Genomic DNA, 19,094 nt, shown 5'->3' with positions numbered 1-19,094 from the left:
CAGCCCCGTCGGCCGACCCCGCCGATAGACCCCGCCGACAGACCTGTCGACCGACGGGGTGCGGGGTCAGTCGAAGTAGTGGGGCACGTCGATCGCGCCGCCTGCGGCCTCGAACTCCTCGCGCACGGCGGCGGCGAGCTCGGCGTCGTGGAGCATGTCGAGCACTGTCGCGGCGAGGCCGTAGGCGCCGTCGGCCGCGGAGGCCCGGGCCAGGTCCCCGGTGGCGGCCGCGGCGAACTCGCGCGTGTGCAGGGCGGTGTCGGCGTCGGCGACGTGGATGACCGGGTGCATGCCGGGCACGCGGAAGCTCACGTTGCCGAAGTCGGTGGAGGCGGCGAGGGTCTCGGAGACCACGCCGCGGGGCAGCGGGTCCCGACCGCGCCGGCGCTGCGCCTCGACCCAGCGCCCGGTGAGGGCCTCGTTCGTGCGCACGGGCAGCGAGGGCGGGTGCTCGTCCCAGCTGATCTCGACGCCGCAGCCGGTCATCAGCGCGGCGCCCCGGGCCACGTCCTCCACCCGACGCGAGAGGTCCCGCAGGGTGGAGGGGGCCAGGGAGCGCACGTAGAGGTCCAGGCGCGCGGTGTCGGGGATGACGCTGGCCCGCTCCCCGCCCTCGCGGATCACCGCGTGGATCCGGTCCGACGGCGGGGTCTGCTGACGCATCAGCCCGATCCCCTGGTACATGAGGCTCGCGGCGTCCAGGGCGTTGCGCCCCATGAACGGCTGCGCGGAGGCGTGGGCCGTGTGCCCGCGGAAGACGAGGGTGAGGGTGCGCCGGCCCAGCCATGCCTGGTCGGCGAGGTCGTAGCCGGGGTACGGGTGGGCCATGACGGCGGCGTCGAGGCCGTCGAAGGCGCCCTCGCGGGCCATGTACTCCTTGCCGGTGTGCCCCTCCTCGGCGGGCGTGCCGAGCAGCACGACCCGGCCGGGCACGGCCGACGGGTCCGTGGCCGCGAGCCGTGCGAGGGCGAGGAAGGCGCCCACGCCCATCGCGGCGATCACGTTGTGGCCGCAGCCGTGTCCCACGCCCGGCAGCGCGTCGTATTCGGCGCAGATCGCGATCGTGGGCGACTCCGGGGTCGCGGCGCCGCTGATCTCCGCGCGGATCGCAGTCTCGAGCCCGTGCACGCCGACCTCGGGGTCCAGCGCATGGTCCTCGAGCACGGCGGCGATCGCGGCGGCCGAGCGGTGCTCCTCGAAGGCGGTCTCCGGGTGCGCGGCGAGATCCAGGAGCAGGTCGACCATGGCGTCGGCGTCGGCCGCGACCGCGTCCTCGAGCCGGGTGTGCAGCTCCTCCCCCGCGCCCGCGAAGGCGGAGCCGGGGTGGGAGGTGGTGCGCATCGCCTGTTCGCGCGCCGCGTCCAGCTCCTCGAGGTACGCACCCGACGCGGGGACCGGGCTCTCGGTGGGGACCCGGCTCTCGGTGGGGACCCTGCTCTCGGTGGGGACGCCGGGGGCGGACGCGTCGGCCGCGCCGGGCTCCCCGATGCGGCCGTGGGACTGCGGGTCGACATCGCTCATGGTCAGACCCTAATGGACCTCCCCGTCCCGCGGCGCCGGGCTCCGGCCCCGCCCGTCGGCCCTGACCGGCCAGTGACCCCCGCGTGCCCGGAACGCCCCATATCCCTTACAGTGCACGCTCAACGTGCACCGCGGATGCGCTCCGCCGCGCGCGGGCGCAGAGCCCGTCGCGCGTCCGGGCCGCAGCCGCCCGGAGCACCCGTCGTCCTCCACTCCTCCATGCGGAAGGCATCGCATGACCTCCTCCCCAGCCACTGCCCCGAGCAGCGAGGCGCCGCAGCGCGAACGCGCGAACCGCGGCGCCTTCAGCGGACGCTCGGCCTTCATCTTCGCGGCGATCGGCAGCGCCGTCGGCCTCGGCAACATCTGGCGCTTCCCGGCCGCCGCCTACGAGGGCGGCGGCGGGGCGTTCATGATCCCCTACCTGGTCGCGCTGCTCACCGCCGGGATCCCGCTCCTGTTCGTCGACTACGCGATCGGCCACCGCTGGCGCGGCTCGGCCCCTCTGGCCTGGCGGCGCCTGAAGCGCTGGACCGAGTTCATCGGCTGGTGGCAGGTGCTGATCTGCGTGATCATCGGCGCCTACTACGCCCTGATCATCGCCTGGTCCCTGAACTACATGGTGTTCTCCGTGGGCCAGAAGTGGGGCGACGACGCGGAGGGCTACTTCTTCGGCCAGTTCACCCATTCGCTGATGGGGGCCGACGCGGGCATCTCCTTCGACTACGTGGGCCCCGTGCTCGTCACGATCCTGCTGGTGTGGGTCGCCGTGATCATCACGCTCGCCCTCGGCGTGGAGAGCGGCATCGCGAAGACCTCGATGATCTTCATCCCGCTGCTCGTGGTCATGTTCGTGATCCTCGTGGTGCGCGCCCTCTTCCTGCCGGGCGCGATGACGGGCCTGAACGCGCTGTTCCAGCCGAACTGGGCGGCGCTCGCCGACCCTGCGGTGTGGATCGCCGCCTACGGGCAGATCTTCTTCTCGCTGTCGGTCGCGTTCGGCATCATGCTCACCTACTCCTCGTACCTCAAGAAGAAGACGGACCTCACGGGCTCGGGCCTCGTGGTGGGCTTCGCGAACTCGAGCTTCGAGATCCTCGCGGGCATCGGCGTGTTCTCGGCGCTGGGCTTCATGGCGCAGGCGCAGGGAGTGCAGGTCCAGGACGTCGTCACCGACGGCATCGGGCTCGCGTTCATCGCCTTCCCGACGATCATCTCCCAGGCCCCCGGCGGCGCCCTGATCGGCGTGCTGTTCTTCGGGTCGCTGGTGCTCGCGGGCTTCACCTCGCTGGTCTCGATCATCGAGGTGATCGTCTCCGCCGTGCAGGACAAGTTCGGGCTCTCGCGCGTGCCCGGCACGCTCGTGGTGCTGCTGCCGATGGCCATCGGCTCCACGCTGCTGTTCCCGACCACGATGGGCCTCGCGCTGCTGGACACGCTCGACAACTTCGTGAACTCCTACGGGATCGTCGGCGCCGCGCTGGTCTCGACGATCGCGCTCGGCTACATCGTGCGCGGCCTGCCCACACTGCGCGACCACCTGAACTTCAAGGGCACCTTCCGGCTCGGCATCGGCTGGGAGACGTGCGTGAAGGTGATCGCGCCGCTGGTCCTGGGCGTGACGATGGTGCTCTCGGCGGTGCAGCTGCTGACGGCCGACAAGCCCTACTCGGAGTACCCGGCCTGGTTCGTGAACGTCTTCGGGTGGGGTATGGCGATCGCCCTCGTGGTGATCGCGATCGTGCTCTCGCTGGCGCCCTGGCCCGCGGGCTCCAACAAGGACCGCCCCGATTCCGACGGCGACCCGATCGCTCCGCCCGTGGTCGCCGACAGCGTTCTCGCGGCAGCCGGCACCCGCGTCGTGATCGACGAGGCCGCCGCGCCCCGCACCCCGCAGGAGCTGCGGCCGCCCCAGGTCTCCGGTGCCGGTGACGTGCGGGGGACGGGCGGCGCCGACGGCGCCCAGGAGATCGCCTCGAGCGCGATCGCGACAGTCCGCAGCGGCGCCGCGGCGCCCACGGACGCAGAGGGCTCCCGGGGGTCCCGCGGCTCCGCGCCCACCCACCGCGCAGAGCAGGGAGGAGGGAACTGATGTCGGCATCGGCCATCGTCATGCTGTGCGTCGCGATCGTCACCGTCTGGGGCGGCCTCGCCGCCGCGATCGTGAACATCGTGCGTCATCCGGAGGAGCCGGAGGATCCGGAGGACTGAGCACTGCGGGGCCGATCCGGCCTCGTCGCCGCCTCGTCGGCCCGACAGGGTGTGACATGCACCCGGCCCGGCCGGGGCCGGCTCGCACCACCGGGGGTCCTCCGGTAGTGTGTCTCCTGCTCTACGAGCAATGGAGGATTCGCATAGCGGCCTAGTGCGCACGCCTGGAACGCGTGTTGGGTGAAAGCCCTCGGGGGTTCAAATCCCCCATCCTCCGCCCAGGGAACGCCCCTGATCCGCGCTTCGCGGGTCAGGGGCGTTCTGCATCCGCCGGGCCGGTGGCACGATGAGCGACATGGTGCAGGAGTCCACGCCCCGCCGGCGCATCGGCGCCGCGGTCTCGCGCGAGGGCGAGGAGGCGTTCGTCGGCCGATGCCTGTCGCTCCTCCGGGACGGCGAGGTCGACGCGGAGCTGATCGAGGTGCTCGGCGGGAACTCCGCCGGCCCCGTCCTCGCCGGCAGGTCCGACGGCCCCCACGGGTACTGGGTGCGCACCTGGGCGCTGCGGGCCCTCCTCTACGCCTGGTCCGCTGCCGCCGAGCCGGCCGTGGTCGCGGCGACCGACGACCCGCACTGGCGGGTGCGGGAGATGGCCGCGAAGGTGCTCGCCGCCCGGGCGTCCTCGCGCTGCGGCGCCGAGCCGGCGCTCGAGCGGCTTCGACAGGATGAGCACCCTCGCGTGCGCGCCGCGGCACGGCGAGCGCTGGGCCTGCCCGGCTGATCGGTCCGACACCGAGGCCCGCTCGAGCCGACCGGACGTTCCCGCGGGAACGTCATTCCCGCCCGATCCGTCAGATCGATGGACGTCAGTGCCCCTCAGCGCTCCGGCAGGTCGTAGGTGCGCCGGATGCTCGAGCCGAGCTCGCGGATGTCGGCGCCGTAGACATGGATCGAGATCGCGGTGCCCTCCCCCGCGTTCCAGACCCGATGGAGATCCCCGGGCGGGGCGAAGCCGTCGGCGCTTCCGTTCGGGTTGGTCACCTCTGCGGTGCGCACGAGGCGCAGGCCGTCCTCCGGGTCCGGCATCTGCCCGTCGGCGAGGTGCACCTCGCTCCCCTCGGCGTCCTCGACCCGGTACCGGATCTCGGCCTCCTCGCCCTCGTAGACGCCCACCACGCACCAGGAGATGTGGTCGTGCACGGGGGTCTGCTGCCCGGGGAGCCACACCAGCGCGACGATCGAGAAGCTGCCGTCGGGCTCGACGTGGACGATGTTCTGCCGGTAGCGCTCGGGGTCCGCGACCCGCGCCTCCGCGGGGAGGAGGTCCGGCACATCAAGGTGCCGCTCCAGGGCCCGCGTGACGCGGCGCGAGGTCTGGGCGGCGTCGCCGCCGCCTGCGACCGCTTCGCGGATCTCGTCGATCAGGCGCTGGAGGGAGGGCGGGACATCCTGCGGCGCGCGATCGTGCTGGGCGCTCTCCGGCCGGACCGCCGAGGTCTCCTGCGCACTCATCGGCCCGTCCCTTCTCCGAGTGCGCCCCTGCGAGCAGGCGACGCACGTCCATCAGCGGTCTTCGGCCAGGCTATCGAGCACCCGGCGTCGACCGCACGCTCGGCGAACCCCCGATATCGCGGGGGTGACGAGCACGTGGACGGCGCAGGCCGCGTCTACCCTGGGGCCATGGCGGAACCATCCGGACACTCCCCGATCGAGACGGCCGCCGCGGGGTCGTCCGCGGCCACGGCGCCCGACGCCCTCCCTGAGAAGTACACGCGTGCCCTGTACACCGCGCGCGTGGAGAACGTCGGCGGGACGGCGGGCGAGGTCCGCGTGGAGAACGGGCCCACGCTGCCCACGGGCGGTCCGTCGGCCGACGCCACGGGCTCGAATCCCGAGCAGTTCCTCGCGATGGCGTGGAGCACGTGCCTGGGCGAGACGCTCAAGGCGGTGCTGCGCGAGCGGGGCATCGACGCCGCGACCCATGTGCACGTCGAGGTCAGCCTGCATTTCGACCCCGCGGGCGGCTACCGCTTCGCGCCGCGCGCCCTGGTGAGCGTCGAGGACGTGGGCGAGGACGAGGCCCGTCGCCTCGCGGAGGCCGCGCACGCGCGCTGCCCCGTCTCACGGCTCCTCGGCCGCGCCGATTCGGGTGCTCTCGAGGTCGTGCCGCCGCCCCGGGGTTGACGCCCGTCGGGCAGCCGCGCATGCACGGGCCGCCGCCTGATCAGCCGGATATCAGGGGCGGGCGTCGCGGATCTCCTGGGCGCGCGCGAGGGCGACGTCGACCCCCGCGCGGACCTCGGAGAGTCCCTGTGCGACGGGCAGCGCCCGCAGCTCGTCGGCGATGATCTCGACTCCCCAGAAGCCGTCCCATCCCGCGTCGATCATCGCCACCACGAATCCCGCCATGTCGAGATCCCCGCGGCCCGGAAGGCAGCGCGGAGCGACGCCGTCGGCGCCCACGGGCGCGTCCCCGAGCTCGACCACCGCGACCGTGACGTCCTCCAGGAGCGCGGGCAGGAGCGTGACGTCGTCGTCGCCGGATCTCGCGAGCTGATAGATGTCCACGGCGAGCCCGGCGCGCGGGTGGTCCACGGCGCGGATGAGGTCGACCGCGTCGCCGAAGGTCGGCAGGTTGGTGTCCGCCATCGCCTCGAGGGCCAGGGTGAGGTCGAAGGCGTCGGCGCGCTCGGCGATCCGGTGCAGATCCGCGGCGAAGGCCACGGGCTCCGGCGCTTCGGAACGGCCGGCGCCGAGATGGCATGCGCCGATCTTGAGGGCAGGGGCTCCGAGCTGCGCCGCGGCCTCGAGGAAGTCGTCGAGCCGACGGTCCGAGGTCGCGCGCGCCGTGCCGCGTTCCCACCAGTCGCTGAGGAACTCGAGCTCGATGCGCTCGATGCCGGCGTCCTCGAGCTGCTCGCGCAGTCGAGGAAGACCGATCGTGTCACGCAGCTCCACGAGGTCGGCGTGCTGGATCCCCACTCCCCGCCAGCCCGAGGCGGCGAGCGCCTCGATCCTCTCCGGGAGAGGCACGGGGCTGCGCTGGTCCTGGTCGCCGGGGCCGACGTCCCCTGCCCAGGTCCAGCAGGAGGCCAGCAGGTCGTGGTGGGTGCTCATGGTCATCGCCTCTCCGCGGCGGCAGCGCTGCGATGCGCACTGCCATGGATGCGTACGAGTGTACGCAGGTCGCGTCCGCCGCCGCCCGGCCGCGCGCATAGGGAACCGACAGCTCGCGTTCAGCGCCTGCCAGGCTGGAGCCGGTTAGGTGTATCCCAGGTGCTGACGGAGCGGCGAGCCACTGAGGAGAGGCTCCCCGCCTGACCCGCAGCACCGGGGAAAGGGATGGCCCCGGCCCGTGGGGACGGGCCGGGGCGCTTTCTGTTCCGGGCCCCGATGCCGGGCAGGCCCCGTCGGCCGCAGCGGTTCAGCCGTTCCGCCGAGGGATCGGCCGACCGTTCAGCCCAGCGTCGCGGGGCGGTCCCAGGCGATGCCGCGCACGTGCTCGTCGAGGAACCCGAGGAACGTCTCGTACCAGACCTGCGCATTGCCGCGCCCGGTGATCCAGTGGCCCTCGTCGGGGAAGTAGAGGAAGCGGTGGCGGGTGCGGCCCTGCTCGTCGCGCGGCGTGGCGGAGAACTCGTGCAGGTCGTACCAGAGCGCGTGCCCCTGCGCGATCGGCACCCGGTAGTCCTTGTCGCCGTGGATCACGAGCATCGGCACCTGGATCTCGGCGACCGAGTCCTTGGGGTTGAAGCGGCGGTTCTGCTCGCGCATCGACCGCTCCCACCCGGCGTTGTCGGTGGTGCGGCCCATCGAGGCCGTGTCCCACAGCGAGGCATGGGTGACCACGCAGCGGAAGCGATCGCCGGTGTGCCCGGCCACCCAGTTCGCCATGTACCCGCCGTACGAGCCTCCCGCGAAGGCGGTGCGCTCGGCGTCGATGTCCGCGCGGGCGACCGTCGCGTCCGCGAGCGCCATGATGTCGGTGAACGGTGCGCCGCCCAGCTCGTGCTGTCCACGGTCGATCATCTCCTGCCCGTAGCCGGTGGAGATCGCCGGGTCCGGCAGCAGCACGGCGTAGCCCGCGTCGACGAACGGACCGGGATTCCAGCGATAGGTCCAGGCGTTCCACGACCCCCAGGGGCCGCCGTGCGCGAAGACGACGAGCGGGTGCGGGCCCTCTCCCGCGGGCAGACGCAGCCAGGCGCGCAGCGCCGTGCCGTCCTGCGCGGTGGCGGACACCTCGGTGAGAGTGCCGGGCTGCTCGACGGCGTCGGCGGGGTTCGGAAGGTCCGCGACCTCGCCGCTCGCCAGGTCGATGCGCACGGGGTGCGGGGCGACGGCGATCCCGGAGGCGGAGGCGACCGCCGTGCCGCCCGCGACGGTCAGCTGCGCGAAGGAGAGGTCCTGGTCCGGTCCGCCGGCGAGCCGGCGCCCGGCGGCGTCGCCGAGACCGCCGATCCACACGGATCCGCGCCCCTCGTCATCGCCCGCACCCACGAGGGTGTCTGCGTCGGCCCAGGTGAGGTGGGGGTCCCGGTCCAGCTCGGGCCAGATCTCGCGGCTCTCCCCGGTGGCGAGGTCGAGCACCTCGGTGCGCGAGCGCGCGGAGGCCGTCTGCGTCCAGGTGCGCTCGCGCGAGATCAGCGCGTGCGTCCCGTCGGGGCTGAACTCGCCGGGCCAGAACTCGACCTCGTTCGTGGCGTCGCGCAGCAGCTGCGGGGCCTGCGTCCCCGTGAGGTCGAGCAGGAAGAGGCGGCCGACGCCCAGGCGGTCGTCGAGCGAGTCGGTCATCGCGGCGAGCGCGCGGCGGCCCTGCCGGTCCGCGCTCCATGCACTCAGCCGCCCCGGCGGCATCTCCAGATGCCGGAAGTGCAGGACCTGGCGACGCGGGGCGTCGTCGCCATCGGCCGATGGGGACTGGTCGGGCGACACGGACTGGTCGGCCGACGGGGACTGGTCGGGCGCGGCGGTGGCCTCGGCGGTGAAGAGGTCCTCGGGGAGGGCCGCCACGGCGAGCACGCTGCGGGCGGGGCCCAGGTCGTGGTCCCAGTGGCGGGTCGGGAAGCCGTCGTGGAGGGCGGCGCTGACCTCGGCCTTCGAGCGCTCCCGGGAGAGGCGGGCATGCTCTGCCTCGTCGGACGCCTGCGAGTGGACGTCGATCTCGGCGACGAGCACCCCGTCGGCGAGGTGCAGCCCGCCGAAGCCGCCGGGACGGGAGGAGATCTCCCGAGCCTCTCCGCGCGGGGGCAGGGCCCAGAGCTGGGCGTCGTCGGCCTCCTCGCCGTCCTCCCCCACGCGCCGGGCGGTGAACAGGGTGGTGCCGTCCTCGGCGAGCGCCACGGAGCCCACGGAGGCGCTGCCGCGGGTCAGGGGGAGCAGGGAGTCCCCGAGAATCTCCACGAGCGAGCTGCGATAGGAGGTGCCCTTCGCGTCGGGGGCCGAGACCTTGGCGACGATCCTCCCGCCCGGCGTCGTCTCCAGTCCCGCGAGGTGGCGGGCGTCCAGCAGTGCAGTGATGCTCCGATGCGTCATGACCAGCAATCCTGCCAGAACGAGTCCGGGCGCGTGATCGCCTCGCCCCGGTGAGTACGCTCTGTGCTGACGCGGCGCCTGGGTACGCTCTGGACCGGACTGCCGCACGCGCCACGAGGGGGAGCCATGACGCAGGGACCGGGATCGCCATACGGGCAGCAGTCGCCGCCCGGACCCCCGCAGCAGCCCGGGCAGCCCGGACAGCAGGCCCAGCAGGGACAGCCGGGGCTGCCCGGCCAGCCCGCTTCGCCCCGCCGCCCCGTCGGCCCCTGGATCGTGGGGGTCTGCGGATGCCTCGTGCTCCTGCTCATCGCGATCGGCGGCGGCGCGCTCGCCGTGATCCTCAGTCAGCGCGGCGATGACGAGGCGTCCGCGGACCCCTCGGGGACGTCCTCCTCCGACTCCTCCTCGAAGCCGCCGGAGACGCCTCCGCCGTTCACCCCGGCCGACCCCTACGAGAAGCTCACGCTGAGCGAGCAGGAGACGCGCGAGGTCCTGCAGACGAACCCGCTCACGCGCGGCACCCTGCCGACCGCGGACGAGTGCGACCTCCCGAAGCTCGCGGCGAAGCACAGCGACGAGGAGCTCGAGGCCTTCCTCAACGCCGGCGAGTCGTGCCTGACGCAGGTGTGGTCGACCGCGAGCTCGGACCGCTCGATGCCCTGGGCGACGCCGAGCATCGTGGTCTACAGCTGGCCCGACGTGCCGAAGTCCAGCTGCGAGAAGGACACCTTCGAGCGCGACTACCCACGCGTGTGCAACCTCGACAACACCATCTACTGGCCCGCCGACTACGACGCCTCCGACGCCGACGACCCCGCCGCGGACTACCCGGCCCACCTGCTGTGGGGGCTCGCCCTCGTGCAGCAGACGACGGTCATGTGGCAGTCCAGCATCGGCCTCTACTACCAGCACCTGGACGACGAGGTAAGTGACGACGAGAAGGCACAGGACGAGGCGCACCGTCGCTACGTCCTGCAGAACCAGTGCATGGCGGCGGCGACCGTGATGCAGCTTCCCGACGGGGCCCGCCCGTCGGCCGCCCTCCAGAAGTCCGTGCTCGACGCCCCGGCGCGCAAGGACAACACCGACCCCACGATCTCCGAGGACTCGCAGGACGCCTGGATCCGCGCGGGCCTGGAGAGCGAGGGCGATCTCGGCGCGTGCAACGCCTGGACGGCGGAGACCTCCGACGTGAGCTGAGCCCGTCGGCCGCGCCGCCGTCCCGATGGCCGATCTGAACCCGCAGGTCAGCGGCCCCAGTGTGTCCCACGACCCGCCGCGCTTGCCGCCGCCCTCAAAGTAGTTTAATATTGAACCATCTTCAGACGCAGAGCCCAGGAGGCCGTCATGCAGTTCGGAATCTTCACCATCGCGGACATCACCCCCGACCCCACGACGGGACGCGTGCCGACCGAGCACGAGCGCCTCGAGCTCATGGTCGAGGAGGCGAAGCTCGCCGAGCAGGTGGGCCTGGACGTCTTCGCGATCGGCGAGCACCACAACCCGCCGTTCGTCACCTCCTCCCCCACCACGACCCTCGCGTACATCGGCGCGCAGACGAAGGACCTCATCCTCTCGACCGCGACCACGCTGATCACCACGAACGACCCGGTGAAGATCGCCGAGGACTACGCGATGCTCCAGCACATCACGAACGGCCGCGTGGACCTGGTGATGGGTCGCGGCAACACGGGCCCCGTCTACCCCTGGTTCGGCAAGGACATCCGCAAGGGCCTCGAGCTCGCGATCGAGAACTACGATCTGCTGCACCGCCTGTGGCGCGAGGACGTCGTGGACTGGCAGGGCGAGTTCCGCACCCCGCTGCAGCAGTTCACCTCGACCCCTCGCCCGCTCGACGGCGTGGCGCCCTTCGTGTGGCACGGCTCGATCCGCTCCCCGCAGATCGCCGAGCAGGCCGCCTACTACGGCGACGGATTCCTGCACAACAACATCTTCTGGCCCATGAGCCACACCAAGCAGATGGTGCAGCTGTACCGCGAGCGCTATGAGCACTACGGCCACGGCAAGGCCTCGCAGGCGATCGTCGGGCTGGGCGGCCAGGCCTTCATGCGCAAGAACTCCCAGGACGCGATCGCCGAGTTCCGCCCGTACTTCGACAACGCCCCGGTCTACGGCGGCGGCCCCACGATGGAGGACTTCACGAAGCAGACGCCGCTGACCGTCGGCTCGCCCGAGCAGGTCGTCGAGCGCTACCTGGGCATGGCCGACGCCGTCGGCGACTACCAGCGCCAGCTGTTCCTCATGGACCACGCGGGCCTTCCCCGCCAGACCGTCCTCGAGCAGATCGAGCTGCTGGGCACCGAGGTCGTCCCCGTCCTGCGCCGCGAGCTCGAGGCGCGCCGCCCGGCCGACGTCCCCGAGGGGCCGACGCATGCCGCGATGGTCGCGGCGCGAGACGCCGAGAAGGGCGCGTTCGATGCGTCGTACCGTTTCGAGACGGGCGACAACTGGACCGGTCTGCGCGCCGAGGACCGCGGCTGACGCGGACGGGCCCCTGTCCCCCGCGCCGGCCGCCGCGCCTGCGCCTGCCCGCCCGTCGTCCGCCGCTCCGCCACCTCGTCGTCCGCCACCTCGTCGAAGGAGTCCCCGTGCCCCGCACCTACCGCGTCCTGACCCTCACCGCGGGCCTGTCGACCCCGAGCTCGACCCGCATGCTCGCCGACCAGCTCACGGCCGCCTCGCGCACCGCCCTCGAGGCCACGGGGGCCGAGGTCGGGGCCTCCACGATCGAACTGCGCGAGCATGCCCATGACCTCACCGATGCCCTGCTCTCGCACTTCCCCGGCGAGCGCCTGCGCCCCGTGGTCGACGCGATCCGGGAGGCCGACGCGGTGATCGCGGTGACCCCGATCTTCAACGTCGGCCCGTCGGGCCTGTTCAAGCTGCTCATCGACGCCCTCGACAAGGACCTGTGGCGCGGCAAGCCCGTGCTGCTCGGCGCGACCGCCGGGACGGCCCGCCACTCCCTGGCGCTCGACTTCGCGATCCGGCCGATGTTCTCCTACCTCCGTGCGGAGCTGGTGCCGACGGCCGTGTTCGCGGCATCGGCCGACTTCGGCGGCGCCTCGGCCGCCGAGGCCTCGCAGGATCCGCTGGTCGAGAGGGCGCACCGAGCGGGCGGGGAGCTCGCGGCGATGCTGAGCGCGGGTGTCGGGCGGGCGGACGGGTCCGGGGAGACCGACGACGGTTCGGAGGGCGCCGACAGGGACGACGACGCCGACGGCGCCTCCGTCGGCACCTCCCCTGCGCTCGACGCGGAGTTCTCGGACTTCGTCCCGATGGGACGCCTCCTCGGGCACTGACCGCGCCGGGTTCCGGGCATTCCGCCCGCGCTGCGGAGCTCGGCGCCGCGCATCCTCCGCGGTGCCTCCTCACGCCCGGTAGCGTGGGCGGCGACCGCCGCAGCCAGGAGGACCCATGCACGCAGCCCGCCTCACCGATTCCCTCTGCTACCACGGCGAGGGCCCGATCTGGTCGGCGAGCTGGGGCGAGGGCGGGGCTCTGCGCTTCGTCGACATGCTCGCCGGGTCCTTCCTCGAGCTCGACCCCGCGAGCGGCGGCATCACCCGCACCGAGGTGCCGAGCCCTGTGGTCGCCTGCGTGCGCCCGCGTCGCGGCGGCGGCGCCGTGCTCGCCCTCGAGAAGGGCTTCGGCCTCCAGGACCCCGACGGCACGATCACCGCCCTGCCCGCGCTGTGGGACGAGCCCGTGCGGATGAACGAGGGGGCCGTCGCGCCCGACGGCACCTTCTGGTGCGGCTCCATGGCCTACGACCGCACCGAGGGAGCGGCCTCGATGTGGCGGCTCGGCACCGACGGCACGGCGATCCGCGCATGGGACGACGTCACGATCTCCAACGGGCTGGCGATGTCCCCCGACCACGCGCACGGGTACTACGTGGACACCCCCACCGGCCGCGTCGACGTCCTGGACTGGGACGAGACCGCGGGGTTCGTGGACCGACGCACCTTCCGCGACCTGGGCGACGAGGACGGCCACCCCGACGGCCTCACGGTCGACGCCAACGGCCGCGTGTGGGTCGCGATGAACGGCGCCGGCAGGGCCCTGTGCCTCGAGGCCGACGGCACCGTGGCCGAGCGCATCGAGGTGGGCGCCCGCCAGGTCACCGCCTGCACCTTCGGCGGCGAGGGCCTCACGACCCTGTACCTCACCACCAGCAGGGAGAACCTGCCCGAGGGCGAGGACCCCGCCGCGGGCTCCCTGTTCGCGGTCGCGCCGGGCGTCAGCGGCATCGCCGAGGAGCTGGTGTTCGGTGGGTGAGGCCCCCGCCCCCTCCGGCCCCGCCGCGGACGTCGGCCGCTGGTTCTCGACCGGCTCGCGCAGCGCGGACACGGGAGCCGACCCCGGGGACCACGTGTTCCGCACCCATGCCCGCGACCATCCCTGGGGCCCCGCGGATCCCTCGCTCTACGGCCGGCTGAGCACTCCCGAGGAGGTGCTCGGAGCGCTCGACGTGCTGCGGGGCGGCCCGGTCACCGTGCTGACCGGGGCGGGACTGTCCACGGAGTCGGGGCTTCCCGACTATCGCGGTCCGCGCGCGGTGCCGCGCACGCCGATGACCTACCAGGAGTTCGTCCGCTCCGATCTGTCGCGGCGCCGGTACTGGGCGCGCTCGACGGTCGGCTGGACCCAGTTCGGCGCCGCCCGGCCGAACCGCGGGCACCGCCTGCTCGCCGCGCTCGCCGCGCCCCTCGAGATCACGGGCGTGATCACCCAGAACGTGGACCGGCTGCACGAGGAGGCGGGCTCGGAACCGGTCGTCGACCTGCACGGGCGCCTCGACGTGGTGCGCTGCCTGGACTGCGACGCGACCATCTCCCGCGACTCCCTGCACTCGCGCCTGCTGGGGATGAACCCCGACATCGCCGCGCGCCTCGAGGACCTCGCCCGGGACGCCGCCCAGGCGCCCGACGGGGACGCCGAAGTCGACCGCACGAGCCGCTTCCGCTACCCGCCGTGCGCCCTGTGCGGCGGGATGCTCAAGCCCGACGTGGTGTTCTTCGGGGAGAGCGCGCGGCGCGAGATGGTCGCCGATGCCTTCGCGCTGCTCGAGCGCTCGCGCGCCCTGCTCGTGCTCGGCTCGAGCCTCACCGTCATGTCGGGTCTGCGATTCGCCCGCCAGGCCCTCGCCGACGGCAAGCCCGTGGTGATCGTCAACGACGGCCCGACCCGGGCCGACGACCGCGCGACCGTGCGCGTCCACGGCCGCGTCGCCGATGTGCTGGGCGCCTGGGCGCTGGAGCTCGGCGTACGGGATCACCCCGGGCGCCATCGGAGCCGATGAGACCATGACGCCCATGCACGATCTCTCGTCCGCGCCGCTTCGCATCGCCCGTCCGACCGGCGACCTGGCCGCCGCAGAGCGCTTCTGGGTCGACGGCGTCGGGCTCGAGGTCCAGTGGCGCACGGACGCTTCGGCCGAGGGTGGGCATCGTCTGACCATGGTCGGTCCCGCCGGGGGAAGCTGGCATCTCGAGCTCGTGGACGATCCGCAGAGCGCGGCCGAGGCCCGTCCCACGGACGAGGACCTGCTCGTCGTCTATCTCGGCGAGCCGGCGTCGGACGCGTGGATCTCCCGGATCGAGAGGGCCGGCGGCGTCCGCGTCGCCGCTCGCAACCCCTACTGGGACACGTGGGGCGTGACCCTGCGCGACCCCGACGGATACCTGTTCGTTCTCTGCTGCCGGGACTGGGACCCGGCGGAAAGGACCGGCGCACGATGATCCGTCCCGGCCTCTGCTCCATCACCTTCCGCGACCTGACGGCCGAGCAGCTGATCGACCTCGCCCGACGCGCCGGCCTCTCCTGCATCGAATGGGGCGGGGACGTGCACGTCCCGCCCGGGGACACGGAGAGCGCCGAGCGCGTCCGCCTCCTCACCGAGCAGGCGGGGCTCTCCGTCGCGTCCTACGGCTCCTACCTGCGGTTCACCGGCGACGATGCCGCACATCGCGCGGACGCGGACGCGGTGCTCGCCTCCGCCCGCGCCCTGCACGCCCCGAGGATCCGCGTGTGGGCGGGCAGCACGGGCTCCCGTCGGACCCCGACACCGCAGCGGGCACAGACCGCCCGGCGCATCCGCGAGTTCGCGACGCGCGCGGGCGAGCACGGGATCGACCTCGGCCTCGAGTTCCACGGCGGGACGCTCACCGACGAGATCGAGTCGACCATGCGCCTGCTCGACGAGGTCGCCGCGGGCAACGTGCGCACCTACTGGCAGCCGCACCAGGACATGCCGGACGGCGAGGCCCTGCAGACGCTGCGCACCGCGCTGCCGCGCACGTCGACCATCCACGTGTTCTCGTGGTGGCCCGGCGCCGCGCGCCTGCCGCTCGCGGAGCGCGCGGACCTGTGGCGCGCGGCGTTCTCGATCCTGCAGGCCGAGGGCTCGGACCGCGACGCCCTGCTCGAGTTCGTCCCGGACGATGACCCCGCGGTGCTCGACCGCGAGGCGGCGACGCTCCGCGCACTGATCGGGGTGGACGGAGCATCCACCTCATGAAAGTCCTGCTCGCGATGCCCGACGGGCTGCAGCACCGCATGTTCGACCGCGACCAGCTGGAGCGCCTGGCCGCGCTCGCGGACGTCGATGTCGAGCACACCGCGCCCGATCTCTCCGAGCTCGAGGACGACGAGCTCTCCGCCGTCGACGCGCTCCTCACCGGTTGGGGCTCGCCGCTCGTCGACGCGGCGGCTCTCGGGCGCATGCCGCGGCTGCGCGCGATCGTGCACACCGCGGGCACCATCCGCTTCGTCGTCTCCGAGGCCGTGTGGGAGCGCGGGGACATCGTCGTCACCTCGGCGACCGAGGCGAACGCCGTGCCCGTCGCCGAGTTCGCGCTCGCGCAGATCCTCCTGGCCGGCAAGCGCACCCTGGCGCAGGCGGCCAGGCACCGTGAGGTGCGCGATCGGCGCCGGGAGCCTCCGGTGAGCGAGCGCGTGGGGAACTTCCGCTCCGTCGTGGGTCTCATCGGCGCCTCGCGCATCGGCCGTCTCGTCGCCGAGCACCTGCGCCGCTTCGACCTCGAGGTGCTCGTCAGCGACCCCTTCGTGAGCGCCGAGGAGATCGCGGCGCTGGGCGGCCGCAAGGTCGAGCTCGACGACCTGTTCGCGGGCAGCGACGTGGTGAGCCTCCATGCCCCGGACGTCCCCTCCACCCAAGGCATGGTCACGGCGCGACTTCTCGCCTCGATGCCCGACGGCGCGACCTTCCTGAACACGGCGCGGCCCGCCCTCGTGGATCGCGACGCGATGCGCGCCGAGCTGCTCAGCGGACGGATCAGCGCCGTGCTCGACGTCGAGGACGATCTTCCGGCCGACGACCCGCTGTGGGACGTGCCGACGGTGCTGATCACCCCGCACATCGCCGGTTCGCAGGGCAACGAGCTGCACCGCATGGGCGAGTCCGCGCTCGAGGAGGTGCGCCGTCTCGCCGCGCACGAGCCGCCGCGATTCCCCGTGGACCCGCGGCGGCTCTCTGTCAGCGCCTGAGAATGGTCATTCGCTGGCCGTGCTCAGTCGCTGACCGTGCTCAGCCCCTGTTCACGCGGTCGAGCATCTCCTGGAGCTGCTCGCGGCTGAACCCTCCGAGGCCGGTGAAGCGGCCGACGGGGATCTGCTCGGCCATCTTCAGCATCTCGGGGTCCGCGAACAGACCGCTGTCGCCGAGGAGCGAGCCGAGCGCCTCCTCCCCGCCGGGGACGGCACGGATCTCGAGCGGCGTCGAGGTCATCGTCATCACCGGGCGGGGCTCGTCGCCCGCGATCTCGACGTCGGCCGATGCGCGCAGGTCCCGGCTCGAGGCCCCCACCTCGACGCGGTAGGTGCCGCCCTCGACGACCCAGCCGCCGGCCGCGGGGCTCCAGATCTGCAGGGCCTCCGCAGGGATCGAGATCCCCACGCGTCGGGACTCGCCGGGCGCGAGCTCGACCTCGGCGAAGCCCTTGAGCTCGCGCGGGGCGCGGGTCACGCGGGAGCTCGGCACGGAGACGTAGGCCTGGACGATCTCGCGACCCGCGCGGTCGCCGGTGTTCTCGACCGTCACCTCGAGGTCGATGCCGCCCCCGGCCGTAGCGGTCACCGCCAGATCGCTCTGCGCGAAGGTCGTGAAGCTGAGGCCGTGGCCGAAGGGATAGGCGACCTCCGCGTCCACGGCGTCGAAGCCGCGGTATCCCACGAACAGGCCCTCGCCGTAGCGCACGTGCGAGTCCTCGCCCGGGAAATGCAGGTACGAGGGGGTGTCCTGGAGGCGCAGGGGGATGGTCTCCGCGAGGCGGCCCGAGGGGTTCGCGCGGCCGAAGAGGATGTCGGCCGTGGCCTCGCCGCCGCCCTGGCCCAGCAGCCAGCCCTCGAGCAGGGCGTTGACGCCGCGCAGCGCCTCGGGCAGGCGCACCACGGAGCCGTTCGAGAGGACCACGACCACGCGCTCGGCGACCTCCCGGACCTCCTCGAGGAGCTGCAGCTGGGCTGCGGGCAGCTCGATGTCGGTGCGGTCGAAGCCCTCGGACTCGACGTCCTCCCCGAGCCCCAGGAAGAGCACGGCGGTGCGGGCGCCGTGCGCGAGCTCGACGGCCTCAGCGCGCAGGGCTTCGGAGCTCAGGGCAGCGTCCGTCGCCCCGTCGGCCGTCCCCGGGGCGAATCCTCGGGCGAAGGGCACGTCCTCGCCGGCGATCGCCCGGATCGCGCCGAGCGCGTCGGTGAGGCGGGTTGGGTTCACGTGCGAGGAGCCGGCTCCCTGGTAGCGTGGGGTCTGCGCGAAGTCGCCGATGATCACGAGTCCCTCGGCGTCGGAGGCGGCGCCCGCACCGGTCCCCGCATCTGCGCCGGTCCCTGGCTCGGCGAGGGGCAGCGTGCCGTCGTTCTCGAGGAGGACGAGCGCGCGGCGGGCCGCCTCGACGGCGATGCGATGGTGCGCCGCGGCGTCGTAGGCCGCGTCGGGGTCGGCCGCGGCGAGCCCGCGGCGCAGCAGTGCGACGGCCTTCCCGGCGGCGCGGTCCAGCGCCTCCTGGTCCACGTCCCCGCGCGCGACGGCCTCGCGCAGGTCCTGCTCGCCGAAGGGGTCGGCGGGCATCTGCAGGTCCACGCCCGCCCGCACGGAGGCGGGCCGGTCCTCGACCGCTCCCCAGTCGGAGACCACGAGCCCCTCGAACCCCCACTGCTCGCGCAGGATCTCGGTGAGCAGGCGGCGGTTCCGGGCGACAGGGGTGCCGTCCACGCTGTTGTAGGAGCACATGACGGTCCACGGCTGGGCCCGCGTGACCACCGTGCGGAAGGCGCGCAGGTAGATCTCGTGCATGGTGCGCTCGTCCACGTCGACGTCCGCGCGCATGCGGTCGGTCTCCTGGTTGTTCAGCGCGAAGTGCTTGACCGAGGTGCCGACGCCGTGCTCCTGCATGCCGTCCACGAAGGCGGTCGCGAGCTCGCCCGACAGGTGCGGGTCCTCGGAGAAGTACTCGAAGTTGCGTCCGCACAGCGGCGAGCGCTTGATGTTCATGCCCGGGCCCAGCACCACGGAGACGCCGCCGGCGAGGGCCTCCTCGGCGATCGCCCCGGCGACGGCGGCCGCGCTCGAGCGGCTCCAGGTCGAGGCGAGGCCGACGGCGGGCGGGAAGCAGGTGGCCTCGACGGAGTCGTTGAGCCCCAGGTTGTCGGCCGCGCCGGACTGCTGGCGCAGTCCGTGCGGTCCGTCGCTCACCTGGATCTGCCCGAGACCCAGGGAGGGGGCATCGTGGAGGTGCCAGAAGTCGGCTCCGCCGGTGAGGGCGATCTTCTCCTCCTGGCTGAGCGCGGAGACATCGGCCGACGGGTCGGCAGACCGGGCGGAGGGGTTCCGGGGGTCGGAG

At 73.1% G+C, this 19,094-nt stretch carries 17 protein-coding genes and 1 tRNA gene; 13 read left to right on the top strand and 5 right to left on the bottom strand.

Annotated features, from left to right (window positions below; genetic code table 11):
- Nucleotides 1-66: 66 nt before the first annotated feature.
- Nucleotides 67-1,341, bottom strand: a complete 1,275-nt coding sequence (locus tag MHY49_RS16575) for a M20 family metallopeptidase (protein ID WP_370646198.1) — start codon at nt 1,339-1,341, stop codon at nt 67-69.
- A 415-nt stretch (nt 1,342-1,756) separates the two neighbouring features.
- Here MHY49_RS16575 and MHY49_RS16570 point away from each other — a divergent pair, with 415 nt between their 5' ends.
- The 4 genes from MHY49_RS16570 to MHY49_RS16555 all read left to right on the top strand — a co-directional run bounded on the left by MHY49_RS16570 (nt 1,757) and on the right by MHY49_RS16555 (nt 4,453).
- Complete coding sequence (locus MHY49_RS16570) at nt 1,757-3,613, top strand: sodium-dependent transporter (RefSeq protein ID WP_239205974.1); 1,857 nt, start codon at nt 1,757-1,759, stop codon at nt 3,611-3,613.
- Entirely contained in the window at nt 3,613-3,732 is a 120-nt protein-coding gene (locus MHY49_RS16565; RefSeq protein WP_200501628.1) for a methionine/alanine import family NSS transporter small subunit, read from the top strand. The genes MHY49_RS16570 and MHY49_RS16565 overlap by 1 nt, the downstream gene beginning before the upstream one ends.
- Nucleotides 3,733-3,864: 132 nt before the next feature.
- A tRNA-Ser gene (locus tag MHY49_RS16560) sits at nt 3,865-3,949 on the top strand.
- Nucleotides 3,950-4,018: 69 nt separating this feature from the next.
- Nucleotides 4,019-4,453: a HEAT repeat domain-containing protein gene (locus tag MHY49_RS16555; RefSeq protein WP_239205973.1), complete on the top strand. Its 435-nt coding sequence runs from the start codon at nt 4,019-4,021 to the stop codon at nt 4,451-4,453.
- Nucleotides 4,454-4,548: 95 nt separating this feature from the next.
- On the opposite strand, the gene MHY49_RS16550 is transcribed toward MHY49_RS16555, so the two are convergent.
- The gene (locus MHY49_RS16550) at nt 4,549-5,184 is read right to left on the bottom strand and encodes a cysteine dioxygenase family protein (RefSeq protein WP_239205971.1); all 636 of its coding nucleotides are present in this window, start codon (nt 5,182-5,184) and stop codon (nt 4,549-4,551) included.
- Between the two features lie 168 nt (nt 5,185-5,352).
- Between MHY49_RS16550 and MHY49_RS16545 the strand changes: the two genes are divergently transcribed.
- Nucleotides 5,353-5,856 carry an OsmC family protein gene (locus tag MHY49_RS16545; RefSeq protein ID WP_239205969.1) on the top strand — a complete coding sequence of 168 codons (504 nt, stop codon included), beginning with the start codon at nt 5,353-5,355 and terminating at the stop codon, nt 5,854-5,856.
- A 51-nt stretch (nt 5,857-5,907) separates the two neighbouring features.
- On the opposite strand, the gene MHY49_RS16540 is transcribed toward MHY49_RS16545, so the two are convergent.
- Both MHY49_RS16540 and MHY49_RS16535 read right to left on the bottom strand, forming a co-directional pair.
- The gene (locus MHY49_RS16540) at nt 5,908-6,789 is read right to left on the bottom strand and encodes a sugar phosphate isomerase/epimerase (protein WP_239205967.1); all 882 of its coding nucleotides are present in this window, start codon (nt 6,787-6,789) and stop codon (nt 5,908-5,910) included.
- 339 nt (nt 6,790-7,128) lie between these two features.
- On the bottom strand, nt 7,129-9,207 hold the full coding sequence (locus MHY49_RS16535; RefSeq protein WP_239205965.1) for an alpha/beta fold hydrolase: 2,079 nt from the start codon (nt 9,205-9,207) through the stop codon (nt 7,129-7,131).
- A 126-nt stretch (nt 9,208-9,333) separates the two neighbouring features.
- Between MHY49_RS16535 and MHY49_RS16530 the strand changes: the two genes are divergently transcribed.
- The 8 genes from MHY49_RS16530 (at nt 9,334) to MHY49_RS16495 (ending at nt 16,743) form a co-directional block, all read left to right on the top strand.
- The gene (locus tag MHY49_RS16530) at nt 9,334-10,410 is read left to right on the top strand and encodes a hypothetical protein (protein ID WP_239205963.1); all 1,077 of its coding nucleotides are present in this window, start codon (nt 9,334-9,336) and stop codon (nt 10,408-10,410) included.
- A gap of 147 nt (nt 10,411-10,557) precedes the next feature.
- Nucleotides 10,558-11,712 carry an LLM class flavin-dependent oxidoreductase gene (locus MHY49_RS16525; protein ID WP_239205961.1) on the top strand — a complete coding sequence of 385 codons (1,155 nt, stop codon included), beginning with the start codon at nt 10,558-10,560 and terminating at the stop codon, nt 11,710-11,712.
- Nucleotides 11,713-11,819: 107 nt separating this feature from the next.
- On the top strand, nt 11,820-12,533 hold the full coding sequence (locus tag MHY49_RS16520) for a CE1759 family FMN reductase (protein ID WP_239205959.1): 714 nt from the start codon (nt 11,820-11,822) through the stop codon (nt 12,531-12,533).
- A 115-nt stretch (nt 12,534-12,648) separates the two neighbouring features.
- A complete protein-coding gene (locus MHY49_RS16515) occupies nt 12,649-13,512 on the top strand; it encodes an SMP-30/gluconolactonase/LRE family protein (protein ID WP_239205957.1) in 864 nt (287 codons plus the stop codon).
- Nucleotides 13,505-14,536 (top strand): Sir2 family NAD-dependent protein deacetylase, encoded by a 1,032-nt coding sequence (locus MHY49_RS16510; RefSeq protein ID WP_239205955.1) that lies wholly within the window; start codon nt 13,505-13,507, stop codon nt 14,534-14,536. Before MHY49_RS16515 ends, MHY49_RS16510 begins: the two co-directional genes overlap by 8 nt.
- A gap of 13 nt (nt 14,537-14,549) precedes the next feature.
- On the top strand, nt 14,550-14,975 hold the full coding sequence (locus MHY49_RS16505) for a VOC family protein (protein ID WP_239205953.1): 426 nt from the start codon (nt 14,550-14,552) through the stop codon (nt 14,973-14,975).
- A complete protein-coding gene (locus MHY49_RS16500; RefSeq protein WP_239205951.1) occupies nt 14,972-15,754 on the top strand; it encodes a sugar phosphate isomerase/epimerase in 783 nt (260 codons plus the stop codon). The genes MHY49_RS16505 and MHY49_RS16500 overlap by 4 nt, the downstream gene beginning before the upstream one ends.
- On the top strand, nt 15,751-16,743 hold the full coding sequence (locus MHY49_RS16495; RefSeq protein WP_239205949.1) for a hydroxyacid dehydrogenase: 993 nt from the start codon (nt 15,751-15,753) through the stop codon (nt 16,741-16,743). Before MHY49_RS16500 ends, MHY49_RS16495 begins: the two co-directional genes overlap by 4 nt.
- A gap of 40 nt (nt 16,744-16,783) precedes the next feature.
- Here the strand turns inward: MHY49_RS16495 and MHY49_RS16490 are convergent.
- Nucleotides 16,784-19,094 (bottom strand): glycoside hydrolase family 3 N-terminal domain-containing protein (locus MHY49_RS16490; protein WP_239205947.1); only part of this gene is annotated, 2,311 nt, incomplete at its 5' end.

The sequence above is a fragment of the Brachybacterium sp. ACRRE genome (genome assembly GCF_022346485.1).
Classification (GTDB): Bacteria; Actinomycetota; Actinomycetes; order Actinomycetales; family Dermabacteraceae; genus Brachybacterium; species Brachybacterium halotolerans.
This window is presented reverse-complemented; position numbering and strand designations above follow the sequence as displayed.